Origin of the sequence: Aliivibrio sp. S3MY1, from assembly GCF_028765575.1 — a bacterium.
GTDB lineage: Bacteria > Pseudomonadota > Gammaproteobacteria > Enterobacterales > Vibrionaceae > Aliivibrio.
The window spans coordinates 1-16,355 of record NZ_JARACO010000021.1; the positions used below are offsets into that span (position 1 = coordinate 1).

The window sequence follows — 16,355 nt, forward strand, 5'->3', positions numbered from 1 at the left end:
AATGAGTATCATGAGCAGGAAAGACAACTTGCATCCAGTGCTGTTGAATGAGTTCGCTTTTATTCCAAGAGATTGAATCAGAAGAGATAGAGGTCGACATCAATTCTGAATTGAGCCAAAGTTCAATATCATCAGCTTTCACATTAAAAATGAATGACGCAGCCCCTTCTTTTTTCACTTTTAAACCCAGATAAACCCCAGAGCCTAAATGCTGCCATTGGTGCTTTCCGCGACGCTCCCAGCTTTGATCTTGCACAAAAGGAGGCAACCACTCATCCGCTAAGTAAGCAATATCTGGCCATGCCTTTTCTTCTGTGGATTCAGCCTGAATATCGTAAATTTCTTCATAAGCTAAACGTAATTCAGCGATCATGGCTAAATCGTCTTGCGTTAAATCGGTAATTAATACTTGGTGTGGCTCAAGCTTTACGCCCTCATCGTTCGATTGATGGTATGGCAATGCGATCACCGCAATAAGCAAAATGCACCCAATAATGAGTGCGATCCATTTACCCTCTGCGCTTCCATTATCTGGAGTGACGGGTTGGATAATCATTTCTCTGAGATCTCAACAACATCGACTTCCACAGGGCTTTCGTGTCCTGAATCAAACACTAGATAAAAGTCCGTTTCAGGATTTGTAAATTCCGCAATTGAGCGTTTATCTGTCGTGACTTTTGCAATCAAATTGTCATCGTAATCATACATGTTTACATCATAATCAACGGCTTTGCTGCCATCACTGTAGCCGGTTTCACACAGTACTAAATTCGATTCAAACCAACAGCTCATTAATGGAAAATGAGCAAAACTCGCAGAAGAAAAAAGAAGAGAAGACACAAAAAGGGTTTTTAGGGTTACTTTATTCATGGAAAAAATCTCGATAAACAGCACCACAAACCGTTATGGAAAGTGGTGCTAACTACATTATTGAAGTAATGCTTCAAACGTTAAGTGAACATTTACACTGGCTTGCTCTGCAAGTGGGTGGTCTTTCAGCTCACCTTTGTAATTTGATTTCATCAGGTAACGACCCGCAGTTTCAGGAGTAAAGGTGATCTTTCCATCTTTATCACTCACGACATCAATTTGCTCTTGATGATTGCGATATAGTGTTCCTTCACGAGTAATATCAGCGGTAACTCCCGCTTGAGGTTTACCATTAAAGAAAAATTGGAAAGTCACTGGCTCGCCTTCAATAATGTCAGACGGGTGAGTTAATGGTTTAAGCTCTAACAAGGTATTATCAAGCTTCATTGCTTCTGTTGTTGGCTTACCTACTGTCACGTAACTTTCAGCACGAGTGAAACTCACTTGGCTTACCACATCACGAGCTTTCTTAGGCAACACTAAATCACGATCGGCTTTGGTCGCTTTAATCCATTTCACCGTATCACGACGACCCGCTTTATATTGGGTATAGTAAGTCGGTTCATTATTGATACGAACTTTATGCGTACCTTCTTCTTCAAAATAGAAATCAAACATTGAACGACGTTTGCCTTTAACGACAAAGTTTGGGCGCTCAGTACGACCATCAGGCATCACTACTTGTGCTTGGTCACTGCCTGCTGGCTTATCAAATACAAACGTACCGTGTGACGCGGTTACATCAAACGTAAGCCAATCACCACCTTCTTTAGATACGGTAAAATGAGAAGGTAAAACCCAACGAGGGTGTGCGTTAGCTGTCGTTGCAACCAATAAACCTGCAGCCATCACGCTGGTTAATACTGCTGCTTTGAACTTACTGTTCATTAATGTTGTTTTCATAATGTGTGTAATCCCTTGATAAATAGACATCTAAATTATTTTTTATAATGAATGGTGATTTCGCCAGTCTCTTCTGTTGGCTTTAACTGGTAAGTCATATCATTATCACCAAGTGTCATTTTTTGACGTAAATAGTTACGGCCACCGTGCTCGCGAACCACTTCGATATGTAACGTATAATCCCCTTGTGGCAGCGTCTGACCTGAGTCATCTTTGCCATCCCAACTGAATTTATATTTACCTGCTGGTCGTGTGGCAGAAGTAACAGCATCAACTAATTCACGATCGTAACGACCGACTTTACGCCACCAGCTTCTTAAATCTTTCAGCCACTCATCTTTACCAACCCATAACTCAATCGTTTTTACTGACTTACGTTCGCTGTTTTCAATCCACACCGCCACATAAGGGCGTGCATACATGGTGGTCATCATCGTCGGAAGCTCAAAAGCAACATCGACTTTCGCACTCTCAGAAATAACCGCTGAGTTAACAAAAAGAGGCGTTGTTAATACCATTGCAGCAATTGAATGTCGTAAATAGGTAGAGAGTGAAGCCATTGTGATGTCCTTATGGGTACAGGTTAAAAGGGTTAAGGTACGGCAATAAAATACAATGCAAGTGTGATTGATGAACCCAATGCCATCCACTTCATTGAGGTCATTAGTGTTCTTTTTTTCGGTAAAATTAAGCACACACCTGTGAGTACAAAAAAGATCATTAATAGCGCGGTAATATCAATGAATGCTTTCCAAACTTCACCGCTGTTTCGTCCTTTGTGTAAGTCATTTAATAGCGCAACAACGCCATAGTTTGAACTTTCAATATCCGCCATGCCTGTCGTTAAATCGATATAAACAGACGCGTTATAACCGGGGCCTTTATAATTTAATGACAATTCACCCTCGACTAATTCACCGTCTTCAACGTCGGTAAAAACATCAACATTAGAAGGCGTTCCAGAGAGATCGGAGTGTTGATTTAAGTAATCAAGCAAAGCGGCGGTATTTGGTTTATTCCAAAGGATGTGTTGTTTTTCATCTTGAGAAAAAAGCACACTGCTAGGAACAGAAAGAGTGGTATTTTTGATGTCTGGTGAACGGCTAACAAACCAATCAGGACGATTTAGTGTGATCCCGGTGAGCGAGAAAAATAAGACAACAAGTAAAAGCGCCATTGATACGTAGACATGTAAGCGACGCGCCCACAATTGTACTTGTTTATTTTTCAGCAACATGAATAAGACAGGATCATTTAAGAATAATGGAAGGTAATGTAATTGATAATGATTTGCGTTGACATTCAATTTACATTATTTACGTTTGGGAGATTATTTAATCTCTTTTTTATAGGAGGAGTGAAAGCCCTCATCATTTGATAAGGGCATTAAATGAATTTTATGCTGAATTTTTGCTTGTCTTTCGCAATTGAGACAAATATTTTATCCACCCTTTCGCTTCATTTGATGGCGTAAAATCATTGGCTCTTTTGGCATAAAGTAAGGCTGAATCTATTTGGTTTAGCTTGTAATACGCTCTTACTTTAGCTAATGCAATATCACCTGTCTTTTTGTAATCTTTAACCTTATCTAAAGTCTTCAAGCCTTGTTGATAGTGACCTTCTTGGATCTGCAATTGGGCCACTTGCCAATAATAACGTGGATCTAGTGCTGCTGCTTTTGACCAAGTAACAGTGGCTTTGTCCCACTCTTTTGCTGCTTGCCAATAGCTTGCCTGCATTGTCAGTAAATCAATATCACTTTGTGCTTCATCTAACTGATTTAAGACTTCTGCGGCTTTCTCTGGGATACCGCGTTGAGCATAAAGTTGAGCTAATAATTTCAATTCCGCTTGACTCAACTCAATTCCTTGTCGCTCTGCAAGAATAAGGGTATCTAACGCATTTTTAGGTTGATTCAAACGAAGTTGAATACTCGTTAACTGCTGCCACCACGTCACTTTATTTGGTTCAAGTACAATTAAACTGTTCAATGTTGGGATCGCCGATTTCCACTGTTTTAATTGCAGTTGCGCCCCTAATTTCAACACTAGCGATTGGCTTCTTTCACTTTTTTTCTTATATATCGCGACACGTTCATGCTTGTTTAATGCAGAAAGGACCTTTTCCCATTGCGCCAACTGGTAATGAGTTTGAGAAATACGGAACCATAAATCGCCTATTTTTTGTTTTTCAGGCACTGAGTTCGCTAATTGATAATAATGTGGTAACGCATCACTAAAGCGCTGCTCGGTTAATAATAAATCAGCAAGCATACGTTGTGTTATCCATGCTTGCTCATCGGCTAATTGCTGGCTATTTACCGCTTTAGTAAGGTATTTAACTGCCGATTTACTGCTCCCAGCCTGCCAGTGAAACACACCTAACATGCGTTGAATATAGGCTTTATCATAATCCTGGGAAGGGGTTAATTCTGCCAAAACAGCAATTGCCTCAGGCATTTTTTCTTGCTGTTGTAGTTGCAATGCTCGCTGTACTTTACCCGCATTGTATTGACTAAGTTGCTGAGCTTGCACAGCCTCTGCAAAAAATAAAGCGGCGCTAAGAATAAGAACAGAAGCATGTAATTTTAATTTCATCATTTTGCTAACGTAAACTCCAATTTCACCGTTTGTCCAACTTGAGCAATGGCTTTCCCACCGACTATTTTTGGTTGATATTTCCATTTTTTCAACGCTTTAACGGCTTCTCTTTCAAACATTCTACGCGGTTTAGCGTCCGTCACTTTTACATCGGTTGGGCGACCTTGCTCATCAATGGTAAATGACATAACAACAAAGCCCTCAGCGCCTCTTTTCATTGCTTTTGATGGATAACGAGGCTCAACACGATATAATGGCATCGCTTGCTGGTTACCCGTAAAATCGGCAAAACTCGGTGCATTAATCGCTAACCCTGAAATTCCAGAATCCAAGCTCATTGGTGGCATTGAACTTTGTGGTGTCGCCATTGAGGTTTGAGTTTGAGACGCCATTGGTTTTGCCTCTGGTGGCGGCTCTGGTGTTTCTGGTTTTTCTGGCACTCGTCGTTGACGACGTTGAATATCTTGCTCTTGCTCTACCATCACCATGTCAAAGCGGATCGTCTCACTGCTTTCAGGTTTACCGTTATGACCGTTGTCTACCATCCACGCCATAAACATGAATAGCCCTACCGTCATAGAAAGCGCAATAGGCACTGCCAACAATAATCGCCACATTAATTTTTCTCCGCAGCCAATGCGATGCCTTTAACTCCCGCACCTTTAGCCGCATCCATGACTTTCACAACCGTACCGTTGTACGCATGTTCATCTGCTTGGATCACTAACGATGCATCTGGTTGCTCTAGTAATAAATGCTCTAATGTCGCTTGAACTCGCTCTGCATCCACCATACGCTTATCAATGAAAATATCGTTTGAAGCCGTAATAGCGACAAAAATACCCGCGTCTTTTTGGCTTGATACATTGCTTGCTTGAGGGCGATTAACTTCAACCCCTGATTCACGTACAAATGAACTGGTTACGATAAAAAAGATCAACATGATAAATACGATATCGAGCATTGATGTTAAATCTATTTGTGCTTCTTCTTGATTTGAAGAACGACGGCCAAGTCTCATGACTGACTCCTTAATGCTTTTTCTAAATGATGTTCTTTACGGCGGCATACTTTGGCTAAACGAGCATGAACAAACATACCCGCTAGCGCAGCAACCATGCCAGCCATGGTGGGTAATGTCGCTAACGAAATTCCCGATGCCATCAGTTTTGGCTGGCTGCTGCCTTGATTTGCCATCACATCAAACACTGAGATCATGCCTGTTACCGTGCCTAGCAAACCGAGCATTGGGCAAATGGCGACAAGAACTTTGATGAAATTCATGTATTGATTAAGCTGAAGATGTGCTTCGCTTACCCAGCCATCACGGATCGTTTTCGCATACCACGAATCATGATCATCTCGCTGCTGCCATTTATCTAACCATACTTTTTTCTGTGCCGGAAAAGTGAAAGATAAGAAAAATACACGCTCAACCACTAGTAACCAACACACCGCTACAACTGCGCCTAACCACCATAAAATGGGGCCGCCTTGTGCCATAAAGTGAGATAAGAAGGCCGTCATTAGGCTGCAATTCCCATTGATTTGTTTATTGTTTCTTTTTCTGCTTGTTCAGCCACTAAACTCAAGCCCTGTTTTTCAAGAATGGTGCGAATACTCTCTGCTTGTGAGCTTAAAATATTGTGAGTTAATAACAGTGGCATCGCCGCAACCAAACCTAGTACCGTCGTCACAAGTGCCATTGAAATACCGCCCGCCATTACTTTTGGATCGCCATTACCAAATTGTGTGATCACTTGGAACGTTTCGATCATGCCAGTAACTGTGCCTAAAAGCCCTAACATAGGTGCTAATGCCGCAAGAAGCTTAAGCATTGAAAGACCTTTTTCTAATCCTTGCTGCTCATCGACAATAGTTTCTAATAAGCGAAGTTCTAATGCTTCTACTGAGCGCGTTTTTTCTGCATCATAAACAGATAAAACACGACCAAGAGGGTTATTACCGATGTGTGCAGGATCTTTTAATTGAGTGCGGATCTGCTGACGAATAACCAACAATCTAGCGCCATTAAATAACGAGATAAGCAGGCCAATTGCCAATAGCGCGATAATGATTTGTCCAACCACACCACCCGCTTGAAGGCGATCTTTTAGCGTTGGTGAATTTGCAAGTTGCTCTAGCATGATGCCACGCGATGGATCCACTGCCATCATGATCACTTGTTGCTGTGCCATATCAGCGACTGTTGCTACTGATGGCGCAAGCTCTGGCTGTTGTGCATAATACGTTGCTACGTTCTTTTTATTATCCCAACGTAAAAAGCCTTCGTCGCCAACCAATGCCATATTGCCTAAACGGTAAGCATTCACTTCTGCGCGATGACCGGCACCATTAATAACAGTCACAGGAACTAAAGTCAGTTGTGAACTTACCTGTGCTTGTTGAGCCATTGTTTGCCACAAACCGGTCAATTGGCCCATCGAAGGCAACGATTTAGCGGCAACGATATCATTAATTACTTGGCTATTTTTCTTATCATCAAGGCCTGTCACTGAGTTCTTTAACTCTAGTTCGACATCTTTTGCTGTTTGTCTTACTACACCAAACAGCTCTCCCAAACTGCCTGTTTCTAGATGCAATTTTTGCTCTAAAGAGGCTAACGTTTTTTCATTATTACTGAACGTTGAGCTTAACTTATCACTCTCATTTTGTAGCTGTTTTCGCTCTGCTATTAACGCATCTCTTTGTGCTTTTAAACTTTGTTCTGTTTGTTTAAAACCAGACTCACGCTGTGCATTATGTTGCTTTTGAATTTGGCTTGCTTGCTTGGTGTCTTGAACCAATTCAGAGCTTGCTGCCGATATGTTAGCTGAAAAGCTTAATACTGAAATAGCTAAAATAAGTGGTTTAATCGTCATGTTATTTCACCTCTTTCAGTGATAAAGAAACGGGTAGAGTCAATAAGCTCGGTGCCACTTGTTTATAAGCAACAGAGTACGCTTTAGCTAAGTCGTCATTAAATGATGAATCCAGTAACGTCCACTGATTACGGTAGGTATTCCAGCTCCAGTATTGTGAAGAATCCAAACGACGAGCAAGCAAAGATACACGACCTAAATGCAACATATCAGCATCAATTAATTCATCATTTTCAACCGTGATTTGAGTTTGGTATGTGCCTAGCTTTGAGCCATAATCCATCTCAATTTGATACGCTTCGAGGATACGACGATATTTTTCTGCATCACTCACATCGGCTCTGGTCATCATGTGTTCAAGTTTTTCAATGCGTTGTTGGCGTTCTGCGATCTTAATTGGTTTATCTTGCTCAACTAACACAGTAAGACCCGACAACATTTTATACATCAATGGAACAACGCCTTGGCGAGTGTCTTTGATGGTTTCAATTTGAGTATTTAAATTAGTCATTTCTTGTTGCTGACTATTCACCAAACCAGTGAGGTGATCACGATAAACCGCAAGATTCTTTACTTCTTCTTGCAGTTGTTCGATCTCTGCTTTATATGCCAATGTTGCTTCTGAACTTTTATCAATTTTTGTTTGGCTCACCGCAGAGGCTGTATTCGATTTATTTTCGATAGATCGTGCTTGCTCAAGTGTAGAGGCTTGAGCCGTTGTGATCACGGTAGCTAACGCTATTCCAATACTGGTTTTTAAAATATTCATATTATCTATTTCTTAACTGTTCTTTTTTAAGCTCTATCTCTTAAAAAATTTGCCTTTAAATAAACGCACTAAAGGGAGACCGAAGTCTCCCTTATATTTACTGCGCTAAATTAGTATTTAACTTGTAGTGTCGCCATGTAGTTTCGGCCTTCACCAATAACAACATTTTGCGCACCATCGGTTGCATAACCGTTTTTCCCCGTTGAACCACCACCTGCTAGGTAATCGGTATCAAATAAGTTTTCAACATTAAAGCGAGCTACAAAGGTTAAATCTTGATCATACTTGATTGTATGAGATAAACCTAAATCAAAACGAGTATAACCATCTTTCTTAAAGGTATTCGCTGCATCTCCGTAACGCTCACCCACATAAATTGCACCTAGATTTGCATTGGTATTATTTGTAAATGCATAACGAGTCCATACTGTTGCTGAGTATTCAGGCACATCTGCTGGGCGATTACCTTGATACTTTTCATCTTTTGCATATTCAGCATCTAAGTAGGTTGCTGAACCACTCATTGATAGTTGCTCAGTAATAAAGCCCTGTACTGCTAATTCTGCACCACGGTGAACGCGTTCACCTGATTGTGTTTTCTCTTTCTTACCACCGCCTAAATCAACATCAATCGTAGAATTTTCTTGTGTTATATCAAACACAGCACCAGATACGAATAGTTGGTTATCCATTAACTCCCATTTAGTACCTAGTTCGTATAGTTTACCGCGTAATGGGTCTAACTTGTGACCATCATTTACATATTCATTACCAGAGACTTCACCTTGCATCTCAAAGCTTTCTGAATAAGTTGCGTAAATTGAACCCGTATCTGTTGGGTGATAGATTACCGCAAATTTAGGAGACGTAGCCTCTTCAGCTAAGCCTTCTTCAACTTGTCGATCAAGACGAACGCCAACAAGTGCTTGCCATTGCTCATTAAATGTAATCATATCTTGAGCATAGAAACCCCAGTTATTATATTCAGAACTGGTATCACGAGGATCTTTACTTGGATTACGAACAGGGGCCTGAGCTGGTTCACCCACCGTTGCTGTTGTATTGTTAAATGAATACTCTAAACGATCATAGCTATAACCTAACCAGTTACTACCTAATAACATTTGGTGACTTACACCCAATGCATCAAATTCCCCGATAAGATCAATACTTGCTGTTTGGAATACCCATTTGTCTGTACGATCACTCCCCCCTTGTGTATAAGTACCTGTTGTTGGGTTATACGTCTCTTCTTTAGGGAAGCTTTCTACATCATGGCGGTTAAAATCTTGATAATTATAACTTGCGTTAATACGCCATGTGTCCGTTAAATTTGCTGCGACATCGATACCGATATTCTCAACATCATTTTCAATTTTTGACCACTGAGCATCCCAGATATGGTCATCACCAATTACCGTTTTACCATCTTTGATGTAGGCACCAGAATCTACGCTACCATCATCAATAGTACGGTCGTAATGCAACGACACAGTAACGTCTTCTGTTACATCATAATCAAGGAATAAACCACCAACAAAACGCTCAGTCGATGGCACTGTACCATCACTGTATTGACGCCATGAGTTATACGTTTGTTTTGAAACAATTGCACGACCACGAAGTGTTTGGTCTTCATTTAATGAGCCACTCACATCAGCTGTGGTACGTGAATCATTATTTGAACCAAGATCTTGGCTTACACTTACTTGTGTTTCATACGTAGGTTTTTTAGCCACCATATTAACTAAACCACCAGGTGCTGATTGACCATAAAGCAAACCCGATGGGCCTTTAAGCACTTCAACACGATCTAATAATTCAATTGGTTGACGATAATGAGACCAATGTTGTTTTCCATCACGTAAAAAGCCAGAACTACTGCTTAAGCCAAAACCACGTAAAGTAAATTGCTCGCGGTTACGAGTTGTAGCACCAGCACCAATACTCGCATCATTCTTCAGAACTTCACCCAGCGTGCTTGCGCGCTGCTCGTCAATAAGCTGCTCATCAATAACCGTTACTTGCCCTGGAGTTTCTAGCTGCGTTGCTTCCATACGCATTGATGTTGAGTTTGTATCGGCTTTATAACCGTAATCACGACCAGTAACGACCATGTGCTCATCAGTAGTTGATGTCTCTGTTTCAGCGTAAGCAAAAGGGGTAGACAAAATTGCGCCAATAACAAGAGCCAGCTGACTTTTAGAAAACATATTCCATTATCTCCAAATCTTTTATTAATAAAACGGGTGATTAACTTCTGAGATGGAATATAAATGATAATTGTTACTATTTGCATTGAATTTACATTCTTTGCATTCGTAAAGAAATCATACTCTATTTAAACCAAACGCTATTATGAGTAACAAAATAAAACCAAAATCCTCACAAACCAAGTAACCATTTTATTTCAACAAAATAACAAGTTATAAGTAACTATTGGTAAAAATATTAATAGAGATATTGATTTTGAGCCCTCAGTAACATTTTTTAAAGCATTTAGTCTTTTTGTTACATAAGATTAATCCCAAAGTGGTAATATTAATTGTGACCACACAGAGAATGTGGCTAATTAAAGGATCATATTATGAACAAACGCTATATCGCTTTAATCGCTGCCGTTGGTATTGCCATTGGTTGGATAACCTTGGGCGGTACACAAGCAGTACTTCACGCAACATCAACCACTGAATTTTGTGTCTCATGCCATACGATGGAAAAACCATTACATGAATATCAAGGTTCTGTTCATTTCAGTAACCAAAAAGGTATCCGTGCCGAATGTGCTGATTGTCATATTCCAGAAGAACCAATTGATTACCTAATTACCAAAATTCGTGCCTCGAAAGACATCTATCACGAATTTGTTACTGGCAAAATCGACACCGATGAAAAATACGAAGAACACCGTTTAGCGATGGCTGAAACCGTATGGGAACAAATGCGTGCAAACGATTCTGCGACTTGTCGTTCTTGCCACAGCTTTGATGCAATGGAAACTTACGACCAATCAGCAAGTGCACAAAAAATGCATGTTTACGGCAGAGAAAACAACCAAACCTGTATTGATTGTCATAAAGGCGTTGCTCACTTTGCACCACAAGCAACCTTAGATACCTCTGCATTTGACCATCTTTTTGATATGGCGAAAAACACCAAAGCCGATGCCAAAAAAGTCTACCCAATTGAAAGTATCAAAATGGCTGACCTAGCAACAATCAACCCGACTGTTGAACTAGTGACGGTTAGTAACGATGAAGGTAAACGCACTGTTACCGTTTCAGGTTACCAAATGAAAGGCGCTGAATCGGTTATTTACATGGGTGAAGGCCAACGTTCAATCATTGCGACTCTTACTGATACCGGCATCAAAGCGCTGACACTAGGTGAAGCGAACACAGATGCTTATGGAAACGAGTGGCGCACCGCTGAGCTAACAGGCACAATTGAAGCCCCTGTTCTTGCATCAAATCAACCATTATGGGATTACGCAGAAGAGCTAGATAACGTCTACTGTGCAACCTGTCACGCGAAAATTCCAGCAAATCATTTCACGGTTAACTCTTGGGGTCCTGTTGCAAAAAGCATGGGCGCACGTACTGATATCTCTGAGCTAAATCTTGAGATCTTAACTAAATTCTTCCAAAACCACGCGAAAGACGTGGCTAATCACGAATAAGAGAGAGTGACTATGACTAACATTACTCGTCGCGGCTTTTTAAAAGGCGCAGGTGCATCTGCTGGTGCATTAGCGATCACGTCTATCGCTCCATTATCTGTCAACGCCTCTACGCTTGGCCGTACAGATTCATTAATTCTAACCGCTGGACGTATGGGGCCATTACTTTGTGAAGTCAAAGATGGGCAACTTATCTCAACCAAAAGTGGCTTAGCGCAAACCGTTCCAAACAGCTTACAACAAACGGGTCCATCACAGGTTTATACTAAAGCCCGTGTTAAATACCCAATGGTTCGTAAGGGTTATTTAGAAAACCCAAGCAACCCTCAAGGGGTTCGTGGTAGTGATGAGTTTGTACAAGTATCATGGGATGACGCTTATAAGCTAATTCACGAACAGCATATGCGTATTCGTGAAACTTACGGCCCTCAATCTATCTTTGCAGGCTCTTACGGTTGGCGATCAAGTGGCGTATTACATAAAGCTCAAACATTATTGCAACGTTACATGAGTATGTCTGGTGGTTATGCTGGTCACCTAGGTGATTATTCTACTGGTGCAGCTCAAGTTATCATGCCGCACGTGGTTGGCTCTATCGAAGTATATGAACAACAAACCACTTATCCTGTAATTCTAGAGAGCAGTGAAGTGGTTGTGTTGTGGGGCTTAAACCCACTAAACACCTTAAAAATTGCTTGGTCTTCAACCGATGGTCAAGGCCTTGAGTTTTTCCACCAACTGAAAAAATCAGGCAAAACCGTGATTATCATTGACCCAATGCGTTCAGAAACCGCTGAATTCTTTGGTGATAACGCACAATGGATAGCTCCTAACCCACAATCTGATGTAGCGATGATGATGGGTATTGCTCATCAATTGGTTAAAACACAACAGCACGATACTGACTTCCTTGCTAAATACACCGTAGGCTTCGAGCAATTTGAAGCATACTTAATGGGTAAAGAAGACGGTATTGAGAAATCCCCACAATGGGCTGAAGCTATTTGTGGTGTTCCTGCAAAACAGATGGAATTGCTGGCTAAGATCTTCAAAGAAAACCGCACCATGCTAATGGCTGGTTGGGGTATGCAGCGTCAGCAACACGGTGAACAACGTCACTGGATGCTGACAGTTTTAGCTTCAATGCTTGGCCAAGTTGGCTTACCTGGCGGTGGTTTTGGTTATTCATACCACTACTCAAATGGCGGTAACCCAACACGTGACGCAGGCGTACTACCTGCAATGTCTCCATCGCTAGGTGGCAGTTCGGCAGGTGGTAATGATTGGGCTATTCAAGGCTCAGTTACCGCTTTCCCTGTTGCTCGCATTGTTGAATGTTTAGAAAAACCGGGAACAGAATACCAACACAATGGCCATACGCTAACTTTCCCAGAGTTGAAAATGATCTGGTGGGCGGGCGGTGCTAACTTTACCCATCACCAAGATACCAACCGTTTGATCAAAGCATGGCAAAAACCTGAGATGATCGTTATTTCAGAACCGTACTGGACTGCAGCAGCTAAACATGCGGATATCGTACTACCAATTACGACTTCATTTGAGCGTAATGATATGACGATGACAGGTGATTACTCTAACCAACACCTTGTTCCTATGAAGCAAGCCGTTGAGCCACAACACGAAGCACGTAGTGATCTTGACGTATTCGCTGATATGGCAGAGTACCTAAAACCGGGTGGCCGAAATGTGTATATGGAAAACAAAACGGAGATGGAATGGCTTCGTGATTTCTATAAAACAGCACAGCAAGGCGGTCGTAACGCACGTATACCTATGATGAATTTCTCTAAGTTTTGGGAAGCGAACAAGCTTATCGAAATGAAGTGGAATGCAAAGAATGCTGAGTTTGTTCGCTTTGGTGATTTCCGCAGCGATCCGATCATGAATCCACTAGGCACACCAAGTGGTAAGATTGAGATCTTCTCTAAAACTATCGAAAGTTACAAATTGGATGATTGTCCTCCACACCCAGTATGGATGGAACCAACCGAGTGGATGTTTAACTACACGGATGGTGAGCTACAGTTAATGACGTCGCACTCAGCACACCGTTTGCACAGCCAATTTAACTATGCGGACCTTCGTAAAGAGTATGCGATTCAAGATCGTGAGCCTATTACGATTCATCCTGAAGATGCAAAAGCACGTGGCATTAAAGATGGCGATTTAGTTCGCGCTTATAACCAACGTGGTCAAGTACTCGTGGGCGCACATGTTTCTGATGGCATCAAAAAAGGCAGTGTATGTATCCACGAAGGCGCATGGCCTGATTTAGATCCTAAAACAGGTATGTGTAAAAACGGCGGACCAAACGTATTAACGATGGATATTCCAACCTCTCGTTTAGCGAATGGTAACTGTGGTAACTCTGGTGTGGTTAAAATTGAAAAATACACCGGTGTTGCACCAACATTAACGGCGTTTACACCACCAATGAATGGGTGATCTTATCGTTATCACATAGCATAAAAAACTGGAGGCTCATTGCCTCCAGTTAATAAATGCCGCATTACCATAAATTAAAATTTATAACTTGCCCCAAGCATAAACTGGTTAGCTTTAATGATTTCATTATTAATATTTCGATACTCAACGTTAATACCAAAACCTGAACTGAAGCGACTTTCAAAGCCTAACGATGCCTCAAAACCCACTTTGGATTCATCATTAGATACATCATTTATGGTGTAATCGACGGTATATTTATTTACCCCTAATTTAGTATAAATATAATTATTATTTATTAGCGGATATTGCAAGAATAAACTCGCCTTTGGACCTGAAAAACTTGCATCTTTTATTTCTGAAAATTCCCCAACAATAATGCTGCCAATTCCCCCCATAGAAGATGTCCATCCACCTTCAAGTCCAGCAAACGGTGTTAACATATAACGGTAATAGGCATCAATATTAAATGCATCACCGTCATTCGTTGTTTTATTTAATTTGAACGTTTGATTCCCATAGCCAACATTTGCACCAATAACATGTTCAGCAAATGCATTAGTCGAAATTAAAGTAATACATAAAATTGATTTAACTATATTTTTCATAAAATTCCCTAAAAAATCAAACCGCTTCTTCAACCTTATTTATACCTCTAGTTTATTAATCTACATAGAACTATATCAACATAAAAATTGACACACATCAAAGTTTAAATGATTATCATTACCAATTAGCCAGAATGAAATATATTACTGATTTAAAAAACTTTAATAAATAATTAGATTGATGCCTAAGAAACAGGAAACAACAATGAGATCCTTAGGCCGCCCTCTTTTCGATTCTCAGCCACTACTTTCCCTTTCATTACTGACATCGCTTCTTTAACAATCGCAAGGCCTAACCCATAGCCACCAGATTGCTTATCTCTGGCTGACTCTAAGCGGGTAAATGGAGAAAATATATCTGATAGCTGATGATCAGGAATACCTAACCCATCATCTTCTACGATTATCGCGACATACTCTTTATCTTGCTCTGTATATGGCGTCACGATAACCTGAATCGTCGCATTGTCACCAGCATACTTAATTGCATTGCCAATCAAATTACTGATAACCCGAGTCACTAAGCGAGGGTCTGCCATCGCCATAGGGATAGGTTGTGCAGCAGTCATTTCTAAGCGTTGATTTGACTTTAAATCGACACGACGTTGAGCCACTTGAGCACTGCAGTGGCTCTCTAGCATAATCGCTTCTAATTTTGTGGAGTAACGTGCATTCTCTAAACGGCTAAACTCTAGGATCTCACCCACTAAATCATTCATCTCATTGGATTCGTTCTCTAACCTATCCAATAAATGTTGATGTTCACTGTCTACTTTCTTTCTTAGTAAATGTAACGCTAAATTATGTCGAGCTAATGGCGTTCGTAACTCATGAGAAACATCACGGATCAAGCGTTGCTGCTTTTCAGCCAAAGAGTGGATCTCATACGTCATATTGTCAAAGTCATGGGCCAATTCACTAAACTCTCGAACCGAATGTCCAATCTCATCCCCCACTTTAACCTCAAAATCACCTTGCGCTAATTTATGACTGACCTCGCGTAATTTCGCTAATGGTTGCTGTAAATAGTAAGCAATAACCCAAGAGAACAATCCTAAGATCAACCCTGAAATAACGAACTTTATAATACCAAAATAAAGAGGAAAATCTTTTGCGGGATGATACTGATACGGCATTTGAATCACTATCGTTAACCCATCGTTTAATGGAATACCGATGATCGGACGATTCACTTGATTATCTAATTGCGTATCTAATGGTCGCAAATATCTGAGCTTAAATGCAAAATGAGGATGCATATCACGATGAGTAATTGGCCGCTTATTCTCATCAAGAACAAAAAGATGATACTCTTGCGCTCTTGCCCAATCAGCTAACTCATCCATATCCCCCTCTTCAATCATCACATTGGCTTGCTCAGCCAAATCTAACATCTTGGTTTGAATAGATGCAGGAATGCGCAACATTGATTTCATTAAGGCAATTTCAGCCAAGCTTTGTAACGATATAATTAAAAATAAACTGACAGCGAACGCACTAAATAAACGAAACGCTAATCCATTTTTATGCTTACGTACAAAAGAGGGACAAGCACCAAAGCAACGAAACATTTTCATT

General features: G+C 40.8%; 16 protein-coding genes. 2 read left to right on the plus strand and 14 right to left on the minus strand.

Annotated features, from left to right (window positions below; all coding sequences use genetic code 11):
• The 12 genes from PVK62_RS13250 to PVK62_RS13305 form a co-directional block, all read right to left on the minus strand.
• Positions 1-556: DUF6162 family protein (locus PVK62_RS13250; RefSeq protein WP_274449412.1), on the minus strand; the 556-nt coding region annotated here is incomplete at its 3' end.
• Positions 553-870, minus strand: a complete 318-nt coding sequence (locus PVK62_RS13255; protein WP_274444966.1) for a hypothetical protein — start codon at positions 868-870, stop codon at positions 553-555. The genes PVK62_RS13255 and PVK62_RS13250, both read right to left, overlap by 4 nt.
• A gap of 57 nt (positions 871-927) precedes the next feature.
• Positions 928-1,758 carry a DUF4198 domain-containing protein gene (locus PVK62_RS13260; RefSeq protein ID WP_274445007.1) on the minus strand — a complete coding sequence of 277 codons (831 nt, stop codon included), beginning with the start codon at positions 1,756-1,758 and terminating at the stop codon, positions 928-930.
• 50 nt (positions 1,759-1,808) lie between these two features.
• A complete protein-coding gene (locus PVK62_RS13265; protein ID WP_274445009.1) occupies positions 1,809-2,291 on the minus strand; it encodes a DUF2271 domain-containing protein in 483 nt (160 codons plus the stop codon).
• 74 nt (positions 2,292-2,365) lie between these two features.
• A complete protein-coding gene (locus PVK62_RS13270) occupies positions 2,366-3,010 on the minus strand; it encodes a PepSY-associated TM helix domain-containing protein (RefSeq protein WP_274445010.1) in 645 nt (214 codons plus the stop codon).
• Between the two features lie 160 nt (positions 3,011-3,170).
• Positions 3,171-4,373 (minus strand): tetratricopeptide repeat protein, encoded by a 1,203-nt coding sequence (locus tag PVK62_RS13275; RefSeq protein WP_274444968.1) that lies wholly within the window; start codon positions 4,371-4,373, stop codon positions 3,171-3,173.
• Positions 4,370-4,990, minus strand: coding sequence for an energy transducer TonB (locus tag PVK62_RS13280; protein ID WP_274444970.1), 621 nt, complete (start codon positions 4,988-4,990; stop codon positions 4,370-4,372). The genes PVK62_RS13275 and PVK62_RS13280 overlap by 4 nt, the downstream gene beginning before the upstream one ends.
• Positions 4,990-5,394, minus strand: a complete 405-nt coding sequence (locus PVK62_RS13285) for an ExbD/TolR family protein (RefSeq protein WP_017021643.1) — start codon at positions 5,392-5,394, stop codon at positions 4,990-4,992. Before PVK62_RS13285 ends, PVK62_RS13280 begins: the two co-directional genes overlap by 1 nt.
• Positions 5,391-5,900 carry a MotA/TolQ/ExbB proton channel family protein gene (locus PVK62_RS13290; RefSeq protein ID WP_274444972.1) on the minus strand — a complete coding sequence of 170 codons (510 nt, stop codon included), beginning with the start codon at positions 5,898-5,900 and terminating at the stop codon, positions 5,391-5,393. Before PVK62_RS13290 ends, PVK62_RS13285 begins: the two co-directional genes overlap by 4 nt.
• The gene (locus PVK62_RS13295) at positions 5,900-7,255 is read right to left on the minus strand and encodes a MotA/TolQ/ExbB proton channel family protein (protein ID WP_274444973.1); all 1,356 of its coding nucleotides are present in this window, start codon (positions 7,253-7,255) and stop codon (positions 5,900-5,902) included. Before PVK62_RS13295 ends, PVK62_RS13290 begins: the two co-directional genes overlap by 1 nt.
• Before the next feature lies 1 nt (position 7,256).
• On the minus strand, positions 7,257-8,024 hold the full coding sequence (locus PVK62_RS13300) for a DUF3450 domain-containing protein (RefSeq protein WP_274444974.1): 768 nt from the start codon (positions 8,022-8,024) through the stop codon (positions 7,257-7,259).
• Between the two features lie 110 nt (positions 8,025-8,134).
• Positions 8,135-10,237 carry a TonB-dependent siderophore receptor gene (locus PVK62_RS13305; protein WP_274444976.1) on the minus strand — a complete coding sequence of 701 codons (2,103 nt, stop codon included), beginning with the start codon at positions 10,235-10,237 and terminating at the stop codon, positions 8,135-8,137.
• Positions 10,238-10,611: 374 nt separating this feature from the next.
• Here PVK62_RS13305 and PVK62_RS13310 point away from each other — a divergent pair, with 374 nt between their 5' ends.
• Positions 10,612-11,703 carry a NapC/NirT family cytochrome c gene (locus PVK62_RS13310; RefSeq protein WP_274444978.1) on the plus strand — a complete coding sequence of 364 codons (1,092 nt, stop codon included), beginning with the start codon at positions 10,612-10,614 and terminating at the stop codon, positions 11,701-11,703.
• 12 nt (positions 11,704-11,715) lie between these two features.
• A complete protein-coding gene (locus tag PVK62_RS13315) occupies positions 11,716-14,169 on the plus strand; it encodes a molybdopterin guanine dinucleotide-containing S/N-oxide reductase (protein WP_274444979.1) in 2,454 nt (817 codons plus the stop codon).
• Positions 14,170-14,243: 74 nt separating this feature from the next.
• Here the strand turns inward: PVK62_RS13315 and PVK62_RS13320 are convergent, their stop codons facing one another.
• Together PVK62_RS13320 and PVK62_RS13325 are read right to left on the minus strand one after the other, a co-directional pair.
• Positions 14,244-14,777, minus strand: a complete 534-nt coding sequence (locus tag PVK62_RS13320) for a porin family protein (protein ID WP_274444981.1) — start codon at positions 14,775-14,777, stop codon at positions 14,244-14,246.
• Between the two features lie 185 nt (positions 14,778-14,962).
• Positions 14,963-16,354 (minus strand): histidine kinase sensor domain-containing protein, encoded by a 1,392-nt coding sequence (locus PVK62_RS13325; RefSeq protein ID WP_274444982.1) that lies wholly within the window; start codon positions 16,352-16,354, stop codon positions 14,963-14,965.
• Position 16,355 lies beyond the last annotated feature (1 nt).